The sequence below is a fragment of the Candidatus Phytoplasma pini genome, from assembly GCF_007821455.1.
In the GTDB taxonomy this organism is placed as follows: domain Bacteria; phylum Bacillota_I; class Bacilli_A; order Acholeplasmatales; family Acholeplasmataceae; genus Phytoplasma; species Phytoplasma pini.
Genome location: NZ_VIAE01000001.1, coordinates 1 through 16,203 on the forward strand (window position 1 = coordinate 1; position 16,203 = coordinate 16,203).

The 16,203-nt window shown below is 22.1% G+C and carries 14 protein-coding genes, 1 tRNA gene, 1 rRNA gene and 1 other RNA gene; all 17 read right to left on the reverse strand.

Annotated elements, in window-relative coordinates:
• Window positions 1-89 precede the first annotated feature (89 nt).
• Window positions 90-1,040 (reverse strand): HD domain-containing protein, encoded by a 951-nt coding sequence (locus tag MDPP_RS00005; RefSeq protein ID WP_144658160.1) that lies wholly within the window; start codon window positions 1,038-1,040, stop codon window positions 90-92.
• Between the two features lie 148 nt (window positions 1,041-1,188).
• A complete protein-coding gene (locus tag MDPP_RS00010; RefSeq protein WP_144658161.1) occupies window positions 1,189-2,052 on the reverse strand; it encodes a CCA tRNA nucleotidyltransferase in 864 nt (287 codons plus the stop codon).
• Between the two features lie 20 nt (window positions 2,053-2,072).
• On the reverse strand, window positions 2,073-2,921 hold the full coding sequence (locus MDPP_RS00015) for a DegV family protein (RefSeq protein WP_144658162.1): 849 nt from the start codon (window positions 2,919-2,921) through the stop codon (window positions 2,073-2,075).
• A gap of 208 nt (window positions 2,922-3,129) precedes the next feature.
• Window positions 3,130-3,723 carry a hypothetical protein gene (locus MDPP_RS00020; RefSeq protein ID WP_144658163.1) on the reverse strand — a complete coding sequence of 198 codons (594 nt, stop codon included), beginning with the start codon at window positions 3,721-3,723 and terminating at the stop codon, window positions 3,130-3,132.
• Window positions 3,724-3,838: 115 nt separating this feature from the next.
• Complete coding sequence (gene obgE / locus MDPP_RS00025; RefSeq protein ID WP_144658164.1) at window positions 3,839-5,125, reverse strand: GTPase ObgE; 1,287 nt, start codon at window positions 5,123-5,125, stop codon at window positions 3,839-3,841.
• A 32-nt stretch (window positions 5,126-5,157) separates the two neighbouring features.
• Window positions 5,158-5,433, reverse strand: a complete 276-nt coding sequence (gene rpmA / locus MDPP_RS00030) for a 50S ribosomal protein L27 (protein ID WP_186390720.1) — start codon at window positions 5,431-5,433, stop codon at window positions 5,158-5,160.
• Window positions 5,434-5,459: 26 nt separating this feature from the next.
• Window positions 5,460-5,768, reverse strand: a complete 309-nt coding sequence (locus tag MDPP_RS00035) for a ribosomal-processing cysteine protease Prp (RefSeq protein ID WP_144658166.1) — start codon at window positions 5,766-5,768, stop codon at window positions 5,460-5,462.
• Between the two features lie 4 nt (window positions 5,769-5,772).
• Window positions 5,773-6,090 carry a 50S ribosomal protein L21 gene (gene rplU, locus MDPP_RS00040; RefSeq protein ID WP_144658167.1) on the reverse strand — a complete coding sequence of 106 codons (318 nt, stop codon included), beginning with the start codon at window positions 6,088-6,090 and terminating at the stop codon, window positions 5,773-5,775.
• A 132-nt stretch (window positions 6,091-6,222) separates the two neighbouring features.
• Window positions 6,223-7,164, reverse strand: a complete 942-nt coding sequence (trhO, locus tag MDPP_RS00045) for an oxygen-dependent tRNA uridine(34) hydroxylase TrhO (protein WP_144658168.1) — start codon at window positions 7,162-7,164, stop codon at window positions 6,223-6,225.
• A gap of 98 nt (window positions 7,165-7,262) precedes the next feature.
• Window positions 7,263-7,883: a hypothetical protein gene (locus MDPP_RS02135; RefSeq protein ID WP_186390715.1), complete on the reverse strand. Its 621-nt coding sequence runs from the start codon at window positions 7,881-7,883 to the stop codon at window positions 7,263-7,265.
• Window positions 7,884-7,951: 68 nt separating this feature from the next.
• Complete coding sequence (locus tag MDPP_RS00050; RefSeq protein WP_144658169.1) at window positions 7,952-8,389, reverse strand: hypothetical protein; 438 nt, start codon at window positions 8,387-8,389, stop codon at window positions 7,952-7,954.
• Between the two features lie 52 nt (window positions 8,390-8,441).
• A complete protein-coding gene (locus tag MDPP_RS00055; RefSeq protein WP_144658170.1) occupies window positions 8,442-11,339 on the reverse strand; it encodes a PHP domain-containing protein in 2,898 nt (965 codons plus the stop codon).
• A 37-nt stretch (window positions 11,340-11,376) separates the two neighbouring features.
• On the reverse strand, window positions 11,377-12,864 hold the full coding sequence (gene lysS, locus MDPP_RS00060) for a lysine--tRNA ligase (RefSeq protein ID WP_144658171.1): 1,488 nt from the start codon (window positions 12,862-12,864) through the stop codon (window positions 11,377-11,379).
• A 239-nt stretch (window positions 12,865-13,103) separates the two neighbouring features.
• Window positions 13,104-13,519: RNase P RNA component class B (rnpB, locus tag MDPP_RS00065), an RNA gene on the reverse strand.
• 89 nt (window positions 13,520-13,608) lie between these two features.
• Entirely contained in the window at window positions 13,609-15,774 is a 2,166-nt protein-coding gene (locus tag MDPP_RS00070) for a polyribonucleotide nucleotidyltransferase (protein WP_144658172.1), read from the reverse strand.
• A gap of 157 nt (window positions 15,775-15,931) precedes the next feature.
• Window positions 15,932-16,007, reverse strand: a tRNA-Asn gene (locus tag MDPP_RS00075).
• 45 nt (window positions 16,008-16,052) lie between these two features.
• Window positions 16,053-16,164, reverse strand: a 5S ribosomal RNA gene (rrf, locus tag MDPP_RS00080).
• Window positions 16,165-16,203: the final 39 nt, after the last annotated feature.

Below are 16,203 nucleotides of genomic sequence, written 5' to 3' on the forward strand. Positions count from 1 at the left end.
TTGATTTAAAACAGAAATAGGTTCCGAAAAAGTACCTTTTTCTGTATTTTTTTATAAATTAAAAAAATCAAATGATATAAAAAATTTTTTTAATTTAAATCTGGATTATAAAAATTTTTTTGATTTAAAACAGAAATAGGTTCCGAAAAAGTACCTTTTTCTGTATTTTTCAATATATCCCCAAGAGTAGACAATTTAGCATCTATATCATCTAAATACCATAACAAAAGAGCTTCGCTAATTTGAGGTTTTTTTATAGAACCATATTCTAATAAACCATGATGAGAAATTAATAAATGTTTTAAACTCAAAACTTCTTCACTATTTTGAAATCCTAAAAAAACAGCTTCTTCATGTATATTATTAACTCCTAAAATTAAATGTCCTAATAAAATACCTTCTTTAGTATATTTTTTTGTGAAAAAATCAAATTCTTGAATTTTAGCCATATCATGCAAAATAATTCCAGAATATAATAAATCTCTATTTAAAAAAGAATATACCTCTGAAAGAGCATCTGCATTTTTTAAAATTATAGCAGTATGAAATCCTAAACCCCCATAATAATTATGATGCATCTTAAAAGCTGCAGGAGAAATTAGAAATTTTTTTTGATTTTTAAAATATAAATTTTTAGTAATATTATTCAAAATCGGATTTTTAATTTTATACAAATATTTTTGAATTAATTGATCTAAATCGCTAAAAGACAAAGCAGAACATTTAAAAAAATGGTTATAAAAATTATAAATTTCTGTTAAATTTAAAACATTTTCGATATAATCATATTTTTCACTAATAAAAATATTTTTGGTATTTTTATTTAAATAAAGAACTTCAAACCAATAAATTTTCTCTATTTCTAATTGAAACAAAAAAAAATCTGGCTTAATTTTCACATTAATACTAAAACCTTCTAATAACAAAAGATCAATATTATGAAAATTTTCTCCTTTATTGATACTTGTTATTTTACCTATCAATTGATATTTTTTACCTATTTGTTTTTCTTGTAAAAATTGATTTTTTGGCAAATGCATACTTTTATTTTTTTAAAAGAAATATATTTTAAAGATCATTATATTTATATATATTTTTAAATAATAAAGATTTGTAATATAATATTTCTTCTTTTCTCCTCTCTTGTATTTTAATTAGTATTTAAAAAAATTATTATTTTTTTCATCATTAATCATCAAAAAAAATATTTTTTCGAAACATCACCTTTTCCTTTTTGCTAAAAGGATAATAATCTATTAACTTAGGTTCTAAACGAAAAGATAAAGAAAAAAAAGTTTCTTCATTGATCATTAGTATATTATTTTGAAGAATAAACATAATGCTTTTTTGAAATCCTGGCAAAAAAGAAAGAGCATTATTATCCAAAAATGAAATAAAAGCCTTTCGAAAATATTTTTGTTTTATTATTTTTTTTAAGATTTCTAAAATTTTTGCAGGTTGTATTTTTTGAATCAAAAAAATATTTGATTTTAAAATTTTTTGTGTTTTTTCTTCAATGTCGAAATTTAATTTAGCCTGAAAATAAAAAATTCTCATCATTCTTAAAACATCTTCTGTTAATTTTTGATAAGAATCACCAATAGTTTTAATTTTTTTATGAATTAAATCTTCATAACCATTATTATAATCAATAATTAAATCTTTATGATCCAATAAAAGACTATTGATAGTAAAATCACGTCTTAAAAGATCTTCTTTAATATCTGAAATAAAAAAAAAAGTTGATGGATGTCGATAATCATAATAAGAACCCTCGCGTCTATAAGAAGCAATATCAAAATAATCTCCATCAAAAAAAATAGTTAATAAACCATATTTAATACCTTTAGGGTAACATAAAAAAATTTTTTGAATATCTGTCACAAGAGCATTAGTTGTAATATCTATTTCAGAGATTTCTAGCCCTAAACATAGATCTCTAACAGCTCCGCCTACAATAAAAGATTCAAAATTTCTTTTTTTCAATATTTTTAATATTTTTTGAGCTTTACGAATTTTATATAAACATTTTTTTTCGCAATTAATATACATATTTTTATTATCTATTTTATTTATGATTTTAAAATTATTCCCACTCCAACAACATTATTTCCAATATGAGCTCCAACAACAGGAGTACAAGGGATTTCTAAAATATTTGTTAAATTAAATTTTTTCATCAAAAAAGATTTAAAATCTTTTTTTAAATCAGGATTACCGGTAAACATAATATGTAATATAAATTGTTTTCCTTCAGTATATTTTTTAATTTTATTAAAAATAGAAGTAAAAGTTTTTTCTAAAGTAATATGTTTATCAATTAATACAATTTTACCTTCATTATTAACTTGTAAAATAGGTTTGATTCTAAATAATCTTCCTAAAAATCCATTCATATGGGTTAAACGACCATTTTGAATTAATTGTGTTAAAGAATTAACTACGAAAAAAATAGTATTATTTTTTTTCAAAAAATCCAAATGTTGAAGAACTTCTGAAACAGAAAGACCTTGAGCAAATAAACGATATGCTTCTAAAGCAAAAAAACCCTCAGAAAAACAAACTGTAGCCGTATCATAAACAATAACTTCAATTTCATTTTTAACTATTTTTTGAGCTTGCAAAATGGTATTATAACTTCCGCTTAATTCTTTAGATAAAGTAGTAACAAAAACTTTTTTATAACCTTTTTGTAATAATTGTCGAAAATAAATAACTAATTCACCGACAGAAGGTTGAGATGTTTTAGCGATCATTTTAGGATTTTTATTTAACATTTCATAAAATTTATAAGCAGTAGTATGATTATCAATAAATTCCTTATCATTAAAATAAATTTTAATTCTTATTAAATCAATTTCGTGTACTTGCGGATAATAATCAAGACAACTAGTTGATGTAGAAACAACTTTAATAACCATAATTACCTCATTTTATTATAAAAAATCAATTTTATCTAAAAATAATTATATTTTTTTTCAAAAAAATAATAAAATAATTATTTTTATAAAATTAATTATATAATTTATATTTTTTATTTTTTTATTTTTACCTAAATAAATTTTTAATAAATAATATTCTAATTCAAATCGAGAAAATAAAAATCTTTAGAACCCGAAAATAAATATTTTATAATAAGTGTATAATTTGTTTTTTTATTTTTAAATATAAATAAGAAATTAAAAAAGAAATCAAAAAGAAAGAAAAAAAACGAATAGGAAGAATCCAAAAATACTTATCTAAACAATTTAATAAATTTTTTTTGTTTTTACTAACAAACAATAATACCAAATTTAAACTTAAAAGATGATAAGTCAAAAAATAAAAAATAAAAATTAAAATCAAAGATAAATATGTTTTCCAAAAAGAATTATTATTTTTTGTTAAAAACAAATTTGGCAAAAAACCCCAACAAAAAGCATAACTAAAACTTAAAATAGGTTTATAAGGAAAATTTTTAGAAGATTTTCGTAACCAAAAACACAAAAATTCTGATAAAAAAGCACTTATGAAAGATAAATATTTATTTTGTAATAAAGGTAAAAAGAGTAAAGGAAAAAAACTAAAAATATCAAGAAAAAAAAATTTTCTTATTTTTAAGGGCATAAAATTAAAAGGTTTTTTTAAAAAATTTTCAAATAAAATAGATAAAGAAACCAAAAGAGAAGATATAACTACTTGCTTTAAAATAAAAATATTACTTGAATTTTTTTTAAATATCATATACGATTTTTCATAGAATAGAACAAAACAACAAAAATAAAATAAACTATTAGTCAAAAAAAAGATATTTTTGAATATTTAAACACAATTATACTATATGATTGTGTTTAAATTTTTAATTAACTAATTCAAAAATATAACCACAAATATTAACTTTATCTTTTTCTGTCATACCTTTTTTTTTAAGTTCTTCTTCTACTCCCATATTTTTCAACATATAAGAAAATCTTCTAACTGATTCATAATTATTTAAATCCACACGATTAAATAATTTATAAATAATTTTACCTTGAACAACAAAATAACCTTTAGAATCTTTAAAAATAGAAAAATTTTCATTTTCTTCTGTTAATTTAAAAAAACGATGTTCATAAATATTTAAATCATCAACATTAACATTTTGAAATTTTTGTTTTTCATTATAAGTTTTTAAAGATTTAATTATTTCTTTTTTTAAAATGTTTAAATTAAGATTTTCATGAATAGAAATACCAATAATTAAAGCATTAGGGATTTTTTTTCGAAATTCATTAAATTTTAATAAAGAATTTTCTAAATCCATTTTATTTAATACAATAATGCAAGGTTTTTTTAAAATTTGAGAATTATAATATTTTAATTCTTCTTTTAATTGCAAATAATCTTCATAAAGATTATCGCTTTCAACGCTACAAAAATGAACTAAAATTTTACATCTTTCAATATGTTTTAAAAAACGAATTCCTATGCCACGACCAAGATGAGCATTTTTAATTAAACCAGGTAAATCAGCCATTGTAAAATTGAAATCATCATTTTTAACAATGCCTAAAAAAGGCTTAATAGTTGTAAAGGGATAATTACCAATCGGAGAAGAAGAATTTGAAAAACAAGAAATTAAAGAAGATTTTCCAACATTAGGTAATCCAATCAACCCTACATCAGCTAATATTTTTAATTCTAATTTAATAGCAAAACTTTCTCCTAAATCTCCTTTTTCAGCGAAAGAAGGAGATCTATTTTTAGAATTAGTAAAAAAATAATTACCACGACCGCCTCTGCCGCCTTTAGCAATTATTAATTTTTCTTGATTTTTTAAAATTTCACCAATTAAAAAATTATTTTCGTAATTATAAACTACCGTTCCTAAAGGAACTTTGATTAATAAATCAGAGGCATTAGCCCCGTTTTTTTTCTTACCGCCACCATTTTTACCATTTTCAGCTGTAATTCTTTTACTGTACTTAAAAAAACTTAAAGTATTTATATCAGAATCGCCTATAAAAATAATAGAACCACCGTTACCACCGTTACCACCATCAGGACCACCATGTGAGACATATTTTTCTCTTCTAAAAGAAATAATTCCGTTCCCACCATTACCAGCTTTAACAAAATTAATTGTTTCATCTACAAAATTCATAGATTATTTACTTTTTGTAAATACCGATATATTTAATAAACAGAAACTTTTTTGCGGTTTTTCCCTTTTTTTTCATATTTAACTAACCCATTTATAAGAGCAAATAAAGTATGATCTTTTCCTAAACCTACATTATTACCTGGAAAAATTTTAGTACCTCTTTGGCGATAGATAATAGAACCTGCGTTTGCATATTGACCATCTGATAATTTTAAACCTAATCTCTTTGAATGTGAATCTCGCCCATTACGAGTCGAACTTACTCCTTTTTTGGTAGCGAATAATTGAATATTTAATTTCAACATAATTACAAAATTTTCTTTCTTTTATTATTTTAATTCTCTTCTTTTACATATTGTGAATAATTTTCATTTAAATCTTTTAAATTATATTCTAAATTTAATAATAAATAATTTATATTTTGATCAAAAATTAAAATTTCTAACAAAAAATAACCAGTTTTTAATTTATAGTTAATTTTATGATTTAATCCAAAAATTTCTATAGCATTTAAAGTCATAATAATTGCTGTCGAAACTGAAGCACAAACAACATCTTTATTTTTCTTATCATATAAAGCATGTCCTTTAATAATTATTTTTTGTACTTTCTCTTTTTGTTTAAAAAAAGAATATATAATCATAAATTTAAAAAATAATTTTCTTAATTAAAACTTTCGTGTAATTTTGTCTATGACCTTGTTTTAATCGATATTTTTTTCTTCTTTTGTATTTAAAGACTAAAATTTTCTTATATTTTCCATGTTTAACCACTTGAGCTTCTACTTTAGCATTTTCAATAAAAGGAATTCCTAAAATAGTTTTTTGATTATCTGAATTTTTAATCGCTAAAACATGATCGAAATAAAAACAGTCTTCAACATTTTGATCAATCTTTTCTATAAAAATTTCTTGTCCTGGTGATACTTTAAACTGTTTTCCTCCAGTTTTCATTATAGCAAACATTGTTTTCTATAACCTTTCTTATAATTTTCAATAATTTTTTTTAAAAAAACAACATTTTAAAATAAAAATAAAATAATACAACTAAATAATATTTTATCTTTTTTTTCGAATAAATATTCGAACAATTATAAATTATGAAATCTTTGTAAAATCATTTGTTGAAATATTTCTTAATTTATAACGATTTAAATAATGTTGACGACATTTTATAGAACAACTACCTAAATATTTATGTTCATTTTCTTCACTACATAAAATTTGTTTATTACAAATAGGATTAGCACAATTAATATATCTTTCACAAGGAGTTTGATCGAAAAAATCTTTACCTACTATTACATGTTTTTGGTGATTTGCTTCACTAACAATCCTTTGATCAAAAACATATACTTTTCCATTAAATAATTGTCCTTTAATTTCTTTATCTTGACTATAAGCAACAATACCACCTTTTAGTTGATAAACTTCATCGATTCCTTTGATTTTCAAGAAAGCAGATATTTTTTCACAACGCACCCCACCTGTACAATAAGTTAAGATCTTTTTATTTTTTAATATATCTAAATTTTTTTCTAGCCAATAAGGTAAATCTCGAAAATTATTAATATCAGGATTAATAGCATTTTGAAAATGTCCTAAAGAGTATTCATAATTATTTCTTACATCTAAAACTAAAACATTTTTTTCTTGTAATAACTGATAAAATTCTTTTGGTTTTAAATAATTCTTACTAACATCAGGAGGGAAAAGATCTTTGTCTAACTTCAAAGAAACAATTTCTTCTTTAAATTTTATAGATAATTTTCGAAAAACATTTTTTGTCACATGCTCTATTTGAAAATTAATATCATTAAAATCTTTTTGTTTTTGCATAAATGATATGTATTGATTTATGTTTTCTTGCAAACCAGATAAAGTACCATTAATACCTTCGAATGAAACAATTACTCTTCCGACTAAATTTATTTTTTTACAATAATCAAAATGTTGTTTTTTAAATTCTTCAGGATTGATAATACGAATATATTTATAATATAGAATAACTGAATAATTTTTTTCATTAATTTCAGACATTGATATTATTATCTCCTTTTAAAAATAAATTATTAAAATAATTTTGAAAAATATTATTTTATTTCATCAAATCTAAAAATAAAATTATACATAAATAATCATTCAAATTCAAAAAGTGTTTTTATTTTGGATTTTAATAAAAAAAATAAAAAAATAATACTGATAAAAAAAGATAAAAAACAAGGAAAAAAAGAATATATTAAACAAAACCAAAAAAAATGATCTTTATATTGAGGATAACAAGAAAAATAAATATAATAACCTGATAAAAAATAAAATAACATTCTTGAACAACAAATAATTAATAAAATACGTATAATATTCTTTTTCATTATAATATTATTTTTTTTAGAAGAATATAAAAAACCTGATAAACTAATTATTAAATTAGGCAAGATATAATCTAAAATACAAGAACTCAATAATTTCAAATCGCTCCATAAAAGAACTTTTTTCATTTCTATCAAAAAAGGAATAGATTTAATTAAATGAAAAAAAGAATAACTTAAACAAACAAGAAAACCATTTCGAAAACCTAATAAAAAACCAGAACAAAGAAGAATTAAAAAAGATATTTTAAAAATTTTCCCCATAACGCCTGCAAAAAAAAAAGACATCTTTAAAAAAACAAAAGATTTAGACAAAAGATCACAGGCTATTGCAATAGTAATAAAAAAAGAATTCATTATGATTTCAGATAAATGAATATTTTTTTTCATTATTTTATTTTTATACCCAACTTTATTTTATAATTTATTATAATTAATAATCTAAAATTATTTTAACATTAAGAAATGTTTAAAAAATATCGAAATACTAATTCCAAAAAATAAGTGATAGAGGGATAAAGAAAAGCCAACCAAATCCCTAAAAAAGATCCGAATAAAGTACCTAAAGAAATACCAATAACCCCTTTTTTATAAACCAATATAGTTATCAACCCAACAATAACCAAACACATAGTTTTTAAATTAATATTTGTTTCTTCTTCGTTATGTTCCTGGATTATCTCCTGAACTACTTTTGTATCAAAAACATTTTGGAAATTGATTTTACTTTCATTAAAAACCCCTCTATATAAATTAGAAGATAAAACTAAAAAAAATAATAAAATGCCAAATAAAACCCAAAAAAACTTTAAAATTTTTTGTTGTTTTTTGGGTAAAGATTCAAAATAAAATATCTTTTTAAAAAATAAAAATAATTTTTCAAAGATTATTATCATTATGATTCTATACTTTCTTTTTATTAAACGAATATAATATATATATTATATTTTATAAAATTAATTCAGATAAAGCAAATCCAAAAATTTCTGAAATAGATTCTTTTAAATATTCAGATGAATATTCCTCTTTTTTAATCACTTTCCGAAAAGAAGATGATAAATATTGTTCATGTTCTAAATATTCTAAATCCGCATTTAAATGTAAAGTTTGTCTATTTAAACCAAAAAAATCTAAAGATCCTGATAAAATTAAATCTTTTAATATTTTATCATTTAAAAATTTATGACATCTTTTTTTGAAATCAAAAAAATCACAAAAATTTCTTTTTTGTCTTTCTTGAATAATAAAAGAAACCAACTCATTATTAACACTAAGAATTGTTTTTAAAGGCATTAAAAGTTGATTATGTAGTAAACAATATTCTAAATGACTTTTTGAAATATCTGGAACTAAAATCTTTACTTGATGTTGTAATTTTAATTGTTTCAATAATTTATAAGTTTCCAAAGGATTATTAATATATTCGTTTAACATAACTAAAAAAAAATCAATATAATGTGTTTTTAAAAAAGCCATACGATAACTAATCAAAGCATAAGAAACACTATGACTTTTATTAAAACTATAATTAGAAAATTTTAAAAGATAATTATAAACTTTTATTGCTTGTTCTTCTAAATGTCCTTTTTGAATACTACGTTTAATGAAAACATCTTTTAATTTTTGAAAAATTAAATCTTTAGATTTTTTATCTTGACTCATGTATTTCATTAAAGTTTCAGCTTCTCCTAAAAAATAACCTGCAAATTTTACTGCTATTGCCATAATTTGTTCCTGATAAAGAATCAGACCATAAGTTTTCTTTAAGATGGGATCCACCAAGGGATGAACAAAAAAAGAAATTTTTTTTATTTTATTCACACGATAATTATTAACATAATTAATTGGTCCTGGTCTATTTAAAGCTAAAATAGCAATTAAATCTTCAAATTTATCAGGTTTTATTTGTTGTAAAATCTTTTTTGCACTAAAAGATTCTAATTGAAAAATATAATCCGTATTACCTTTTTGCAAAGTAGAATAAGTTAATTGATCATCTAAAGGTAAATTAGACCAAGAAATATCTATTTTCTCATTGATTTTTTGTAAAATTTTCTCCACTAAAGATAAACTTTTTAAACTCAATAAATCTATTTTTAATAAACCTATTTTTTCTAATTGTTTAAAACCAAGTTGTGTTTGATATATAAAGGGAGAATTAGTTAAAGGATTAGGTTGAATAGGAATATATTCTAATAAATTTTTATTACTTAAAACAATCCCTGAAGGATGAGTTCCGCAAAACCTTGGTATACCATCCAATTTTTTTAAAGATTGTGAATAATATTGAAACATTGATTTCAAATTAGCAAATCTTTTTTTTTCCTTAGGAAAAATAACATTTTCTAAAAAAGATTGAAGATACTTTAATCTTAAAGTATTAAAAGTAACAATATTAGCAACAAAATTGTCTTTATAACGTTGCAAAATGTATTTTAAAATAAGGCTTATCTTAGTATCAGGAAAATCTAAATCAATATCAGGCATTTTTTGTCTTTGAATATTCAAAAAACGTTCGAAAAACAAATTATAATATAAAGGATCAATCTCTGTAATACCTAGACAAAAACAAACCAATGAACTAGCTGAAGATCCTCTTCCTGGTCCTAACAAAATACCTTGATTTTTTGCTTCACGAACAATATCAGCTACAATCAAAAAATAATTTTCATATTTTGTTTCTTGAATAATTTTTAATTCTTTTTCTAAACGTTTTTGATAAATATCATCAGAAAAATATTTTTGATATTTTTTTAAAAAAATATAAACTTGTTCTTTTAAATATTCAAAAGAAGAATAATTCGAATTCGATTTAGGCAAAGGTAAACAAGGAAGATTTAAATCACAAGGAAAAAGATTTTTATAATCAATTAAATTAATAAATTCTTTTAAATTCAAAAAAGAATATTTATAATTATTAAAATATATTTGATATTTTTTTTTAATTTCTTCTTGTGTCAAGAATTGAAAAGAAAAAATATGCTTTTGTTTAAAATCTTCAAAATGTTCTTCAATAAGAATATCAGACATATTCATTATTTTTTGAAATTCGCGATAATTAGATAATTTTAATTCTTCTAAAGATTCTAAATATAAATCTAAAAGTTTTTCATGATTATTATTTTCTTCTTTATCGTCAAACAAAAGTCCTCTAATTTCATTTATTCTTTTTTGCGTTTTATCAAAAAAAAATTGCTTTTTATCATTAGAAAAATCTTTTTTAGATTTAGATAATTTTAATAATAAATCAAAAGCTTCTTTTTCATTTTCTTCTAAATAAGAAGTTTTATGGGCAGGGACTATTTTAATATCTAATTCTTTCGCTATAGATAAAAAAATATCAGCAAAAAAATCTAAAATATTAGATTGTAAAGAAAATCCTAAAAAGAAAAAAGAAAAAACATTTTTTAATTTTTGCAAAATTTTTCGAATCAAATCAGAATTAAATAAATAATTTGAATCAAAATCCACATTAGGTAATACAAAAAAAACACCATCTTGTAAATCTCTTAATTTACTCAAAGTACATTTTTTATGGATTTGAAAATAATTAGAAATTTTAATTAAATTTTGCAAACCTATATCATTAAAAGCATAAACTAAAATAATAATTTTTTTCTTTTGATTAATGATATCATCTAAAGATAAATCAATTTGCAATCCGATTATAGGTTTAATTTTGTATTTTTTGCACAAAGAAAAAAAATCAAAAATGCCATATAAATTTTCTTTATCGCTTAAAGCGATAAAATCATAACAGTTTTCTTTCGCTTTTTTTACTAAAGATTCAATAGAATTAAGACTTTTCATAATACTATAAAAACTTTGTAAATAAAAAATACTCATCTACTTCAAAACCCTCGAAAATTCATTTTATTTTTTATTATAATATTGTTTTATTTTGCTTAAAATGAGGAAATAAAATAACATCTCGAATATTAGCGGTATTAGTTAAAAGCATTACTAAGCGATCTATCCCTAACCCCATGCCTCCTGTAGGAGGCATTCCATATTCAAGAGCCTCGATAAAATCAGAATCTAATTCTTCGGCTTCTTCATTTCCTAATTTTTTTTGTAATAATTGATTTTCAAAACGTTTTTTTTGTTCAATAGGATCGTTTAATTCACTAAAAGCATTAACAAATTCTTTTCCTGCGATAAATAACTCAAAACGTTCAACAAATTCTGGATTTCGAGGACAAACCTGTGCTAAAGGACTAACTTCTAAGGGATAATTATAAATAAAAGTTGGCTGAATCAAAGTTTCTTCTACAAACTTTTCAAAAAAAGCTATTATAATATGTCCTTTAGTATAAAAAGATTCGGTAACAATATGATGTTCTCTAGCTATACGCAAACAATCTTCTAAAGAAAAAATTTCATAAAAATTAACTCCTGTTTTTTGTTTAATGATATCAACCATATCATATTGATAAAATTTATTAAAACTAATTTGATATTGTTGATATTCAAAAGTTAAACTATCTAGAACATTTTGACAAACTTCTCTTAACAAATCTTTTGTTAAATGAATCATTTTTTGCATATCAGAATAAGCTAAATAAGCTTCGATCGTAGTAAATTCAGGATTATGATGGGCATCGATACCTTCGTTACGAAAAACACGACCTATTTCAAAAATAGCTTTTATACCGCCAACAATAAGTTTTTTTAAAGGTATTTCAGTTGCTATTCTCAAATAAAAATCTGATTCTAAAGCATTATGGTGTGTAATAAAAGGTTTAGCAGCGGCACCACCTAAAATAGAATGTAAAATAGGAGTTTCTACTTCTAAAAAACCTCTATTATGAAAAAAATTTCTAATCATTTGAATAATTTTAATACGTTTTAAAAAAATTTTTCTTGTTTTATCGTTAATAATTAAATCTAAAAAACGTTTTTTTCTAATAGTTTCTTTATCTTTTAAACCTTTATGTTTATCAGGTAAAGGTCTTAGACTTTTACTTAAATGGAAAACATCATTAGACTTAATAGTTAATTCATTAGTTTTAGTTTTAAATAAATAACCAGAAATACCTATAATATCTCCCAAATCAACATTTTTAAAAATCCAAAATGCCTTCTCAGAAACTAATTTATTATTAGCATAAATTTGAATAGTATCTTCAAAATCTTGCAAAATTAAAAAACCAGCTTTTCCTTGTATTCTTTTTAAAATAACTCTTCCTGATACAGAAACAAAAACTTTATTTAACTCTAATTCTGAAGAACAACAATTTTGATATTCTTTTAATATATCACCAATTTGGTTTTTTTCTATAAATTTATTTAAAAAAGGGTTAATATTATTTTTATTTAATTCTTCCGCTTTTTTAATTCTAATTAAAAATTGTTCTGTTTCTTTATTCATAATTTACTAATTCATTTTCAAATATACATTTATATTATATAATTTTTATAAATAATTATTATTTTTGTTGTTTTCGTTATTTTTTTATTCATTGAAAATTTATTAATTAATACATCAACAAATAAAAAAATAAAAAATCAAATAACATTAATTTTTAATATGCAAAAATATTTAATGAAATTTTTTTAAATAAAAAATATTTTTCAAAATCAAAATAAAAAATATGTTTAAAAAATAACATGCATAAGCCATGTTCTGTTCTTGTTTTTTAAAAACAAGTGTGATCATTTATCTCTTTTTCCTTTTGAAAAAGTATAAAAATTAACTTATATTATCAATAAAAGAATAGGAAAGGTTAATTTTTACATGCTCCTACCATATTTTGGATTATTAGCTTGAGGGGTTTACCGCGTTTCATTTTAATTATTTCTAATTAACTCGTCTCTGTGGCACTTTATTATTTCATATTCATGAATTTATATAAAATTTTTTCATATATAAATTTTTAGAATTTAAAAAAAGCCGTTGTTTAATATTATAATTAAACACCTTAAGTTATTTTTTTCTTAAGCACAAACATTACATATCTTTCCTAAAAATAAACATGTGCTAACATGGACTTTCCTAAATTTATTTTTATTAAATAGGCTATATTAGCAAATAATAAGAATAAACTTCGATCACCTTCTGTTATTTTTTAACAATAATATTCTAACAAATTTTTAAAAAAATAAAACATTTATATTATTCTAAAAAATTTTTCAAAGAAAATAAAATTTTTCCTTTTTCATTAATTTCTATACATTTCACTAAAATATGATCACCAACAGATAAAATATCTTCAACTTTTTCCACTCTGTTGTTAGATAATTTACTAATATGAATGAATCCTTCTTTTTTCGGAATAATTTCTACTATAGAACCAAAAGATTTCCCTTTTTTATCTTTTAAAATTTTAAGAACAACTCCTTCATAAATCTCTCCAACTTTTACATCTTTAATTAAATCTAAAATATAATTAGCAGTTTTTTTGATAATCTCTTCGTTATGATGAGTAATAAAAATTTTACCATCTTGTTTAATATCTATTCGAACATTATCATGATTTTCGATAATTTGAGAAATAATTTTTCCTCCATAACCAACAATATCACGTATTTTATCTGTTTTTATATTAATAATTTTTATCTTAGGAGCATAAATAGATAATTTAGGTCTAGTTTTAGAAATAGTTTGATCGATTTCTTTCAAAATTGCTAATCGTCCAATATGAGCTTTTTCTAACGCTTCGCTTAAAATATCAAAATCTAAAAAAATGTTTTTGACATCCATTTGCAAAGCAGTAATGCCTTTTTTTGTTCCTGCTACTTTTAAATCCATATCACCTAAATGATCTTCTAACCCTTGAATATCGCTCAAAATAACATGATCCTCCCCATCGGTAAATAATCCTATGGCAATTCCAGCAACCGATCTTTTTAAAGGAACTCCGGCATCCATCAAAGCCATCGAAGAAGCTGAAATAGTAGCTTGCGAAGAAGAACCATTAGATTCTAAAATTTCAGAAACAACCCTGATAAAATAAGGGAAATCTTCTTCTGAAGGCAAAACATAATACAAAGCCTTTTCAGCTAAAATCCCATGACCAATTTCTCTCCTTGTTGGACCTATATATCGCCCGATTTCACCAACAGAAAAAGGAGGAAAATTATAATGCAAAACGAAACGTTTTTTATCTTCATCTGTTAAATCATCAATTTTTTTACTTTCATCAAGAGTTCCTAAAGTAACTACAGCTAAACTTTGTGTTTCTCCTCTAGTAAAAAGAGCTGAACCATGAGTCCGAGGTAAAAAATTAACTTGACTTTTAATCATTCTAATTTCGTCAAATTTTCTACCATCAATTCTCTTTTTGTCTTGTAAAACCATTTTTTTAAATTCTCTATGTAATAAAAATTCAAAAATTTCTTCTATTTCTGATTTCATAAAATCTTTTTTATTGTCTAAGTTAAAAAAATTAGACTCATTATTTTTTGTTAAAAAAAATTTCTGATATTCATTTATTATATTTTCTTTTAAACTTTCGATTTCAAAATTCAATTTTTTTTTATTATTTTTTTGTTCACAATTTTTATTTAACATCTTTTGAATCGATGAACAATATTTTTTTTCCATATCATTATAAAAAAAACTATTAGAAAAATCATGAGATATTAAAAAATCATCTTTTTTAGGATTTATTTGGTTTTGGATTTTTTCTTGAAAACAACAAAGTTCTTGAATAATTTTATGACCAAAAAAAGCAGCTTCTAATATTTCCGTTTCTGAAACCTCTTTTGAAATCAATTCAATCATATTTATACTTTTTTTGGTACCAGCAAGAGTTAATAAAAAATCAGACTTTTTTTTCTGTTGCGTATTAGGATTAATAACTAATTTATTATCTAATTTACCAATACAAACACCTGAAACTGGAGTATTAAATGGAATATCTGAAATCAACAAAGATAAAGAACTACCTAAAAGAGCAAAAAGTTCATCATTGCATTCAGAATCGCTACTCAAAACAGTGTTTACAATTTGAACTTCTATTTGTAATTTTTTAGAAAACAAAGGCCTCAAAGATCTATCAATTAAACGTGCATTTAAAACTTCATGATCGAATGGTTTTCCTTCGCGTCTAGCAAAACTTCCTGGTATTTTTCCTGCTGCATAAAGTTTTTCTTGATATATAATCATCAAAGGAAAATATTTAAGAATAGTATCTATTTTTTTAGAAACAGAAACGCTTAAAACAACAGTATCTTTATAACGAATCAATATTTTCCCATTAGCTTGTTTTGCTAAATTATTGACTTCTACAGTTAATAAATTATTTTCAAAAATAGTTTCAAATAATTGAAAATTCATCTAATATTTACCTATTTATATATATAATATGTATTATTTTTAAAAAATTTTTAAGTTAATAATATAAAAAGAACTATTTTTGAAAATAATGTATTCTTAAACAAAAAAATTAAAAAATATTTAACCTTCAAAATTTATATTAATTATTGAATATTAATGGCGCCTATACTAGGGCTCGAACCTAGGACCCTCTGATTAACAGTCAGATGCTCTACCAACTGAGCTATATAGGCTTTTTTTTGATCGAAATCTTTTTAAAAAAAATTTTTTTCGTTTCTTTTTGGCAAAACCTATTTTTGCTTTCGTTACCAAAAACTATTTTCGGGAGACAAGACTTAACTTCTGTATTCGGAATGGGAACAGGTGTATCCCTTGTCCTAAATCACCAAAAAGAATCTCTAAAATTCTTTCAAAACTAGATAAACAAAG